General features: G+C 75.7%; 1 protein-coding gene and 1 pseudogene. One reads left to right on the forward strand and one right to left on the reverse strand.

The window, feature by feature from the left end; all coding sequences use genetic code 11:
* Positions 1–149 precede the first annotated feature (149 nt).
* Complete coding sequence (locus tag AE652_RS37795; protein WP_049659830.1) at positions 150–833, forward strand: hypothetical protein; 684 nt, start codon at positions 150–152, stop codon at positions 831–833.
* Between the two features lie 26 nt (positions 834–859).
* On the opposite strand, the pseudogene AE652_RS37800 reads toward AE652_RS37795, so the two are convergent.
* Positions 860–2,018 (reverse strand): annotated as a pseudogene (locus AE652_RS37800) (hypothetical protein); the annotation flags it as partial.

Below are 2,018 nucleotides of genomic sequence, written 5' to 3' on the forward strand. Positions count from 1 at the left end.
TACGGCCCGCCGGGCGCGCACCGGGCGCGCGCCCCCCGATCGGGCGAACCCGCGCGGCCGGGGTTGACGCGCGGGGGTGCGGAGACACCGATGGCCCCCGCGCCGCCCCGAGGGCACAATGACCAGGTCCGACGGGCGGGAGGGGACCCATGGGGAAGACGGACGGCCTGCGGGGCGGGCGCGGACGGGCGGCCGGCGCGCTGCTGCTGCGCGGCCTGCTCGCCCTGCTGGGACTGGCAGTCGTGGCCTTAGGCTTCGTCCGGTTCGACGCCGCGTACGACGCCCGCGGCGCCTACCTCGACGCACCCGCCTGCGGGGCCCGGGCCGCCGGGCCGCAGGAGGACTGCCTGCGCTCGGAGAGCGGCCGGGTGACGAGGAAGTGGGCGGACCCGGGCAACGACTCGACCTCGTACGGGATCGCGGTGGCGCGCGAGAACGGGCCGAGCGACACCTACCCGGTCAGGGAGTCGTTCTACGACGCCGTGGACGTCGGCTCCGTGGTCGAGCTGAGGCTCTGGCACGGCCGGGTCGCCGACATCGCCTACCAGGGCCGCCGCACCGAGCCGCCGAGCACCCCGTGGCTCGCCATGACCGGGGTCGCGCTGCTGGTCGGCGCGGGCACGACGCTGCTGGTCCGCGGCCTGACCGGGACGTTCCAGAGCGAGGGCGACTGGCGGGTCCCGCTGGGAACCGCGATCTCACTGTTCCTCGCCACCGGGTTCGGCGGCGCGCTGATGCTGTCCCAGCACTGGCCGTGGGGCCTGGCGATGGCCGTGGCGGCGGCGGCCTGGCTGGCCGCCGCCGCCCTCGCGGTGGTGCTGGCGCTGCTCTGAGCACACCCGCCGGACGGGTGCGGTGATCAGAGGGAGGCGCTGATCGAGGTGCCGGTGTGGTTGCCGGGCACGGCGGTGAGGTCGAGGTACTCCGGGGCGGTCCAGGTGCCGTCGCCGTGACGGGAGGTCAGCAGCACCCTGTTGTCGGCGGTGGCGACGGCGAACCGGGCGTCGGTGTCGACGGGCGCGGCGCTGACGCTGGTCCCGGCGGCGCCGGCGAGGGAGTCGAACGGCCGCCAACTTCCGTTCGCGTAGCGCACGGTGTGGTACTGCCCGCCGCTCGTGACGACGGCGACATCGAGGTCCCTGTCCTGCGGGGTGACGGCGACGCCGGTCACCGGCGCGGTGGCCCCGGCGGCCCCGGCGACCGACGTCCAGGAGGACCAGGCCCCGGACGCGAAGCGACGGGTGTGGGAGACCTTCCCCCCGGACACGGCGGCGATGTGCAGCTCCCCGCCGCGGACGCCGGCGGTGGCGATCGACGTGATGCCGGTGAGCGGCCCGGTCTCGTCGGTGACCACCCCGAAGACGCTCCACCGGCCGTTCGCGGGGCGGCTGCTGTGCAGGAGCCGCCCGTTCGCCACGACGACGATGTGCAGGGCGCCGTCCACGTTGGCGATGGAGACCTGGGTGATGCCGCCGAGGTCGGCGACGGTGGTGTTGAGGTCGACGAACTTCTGGCCCCAGCCGCCGTCCAGGTTGTGGACGGCGTAGTGCAGGTGCCCGTCACCGCCGAGCGCGAGGACGTGGGTGTCGCCGTCGATGCCGACCGAGGAGACGGCGCGCACACCGCCGATGTTCCCGGCCGCCGCCTGGACGTCCTCGTACGGCGTCCACGAACCGTCGTAGAGACGGGTCGTGAGGTACAGGTCGGCGTCGCCGCGCACCAGGGCCCGGGTCTTCCAGCCCCAGGACCTGGCCCGCACCTGCTGGACCCAGCCGGAGACGTCGTCGACCCGGGCGCCGTACGCGCCGGTGCGGGTCTCGCCGGCGGGGGCGCCCAGGCAGCCGCCCTGCCAGGAGCGGGAGGCGACGGCGACCAGCTCGGCCCTGCCGCCCGTCTCGCGGACCACGGGGGCGCCGGTGTCGCCCTTGCAGACCGCCGCGCCGCCCGTGCCGGTGACGCCGAGGCTCGTCGCGCTCACCGTGTCGAGCGAGAACGCGCCGGTGTGCGGCTTGGCCGGC

It is taken from the genome of Kitasatospora sp. MY 5-36 (assembly GCF_001182915.1).
GTDB lineage: Bacteria > Actinomycetota > Actinomycetes > Streptomycetales > Streptomycetaceae > Kitasatospora.

What these genes read in the sequence shown, in the direction of transcription:
- AE652_RS37795 (WP_049659830.1), top strand. Translation starts at nt 150, where the DNA reads ATGGGGAAGACGGACGGCCTGCGGGGCGGGCGCGGACGGGCGGCCGGC.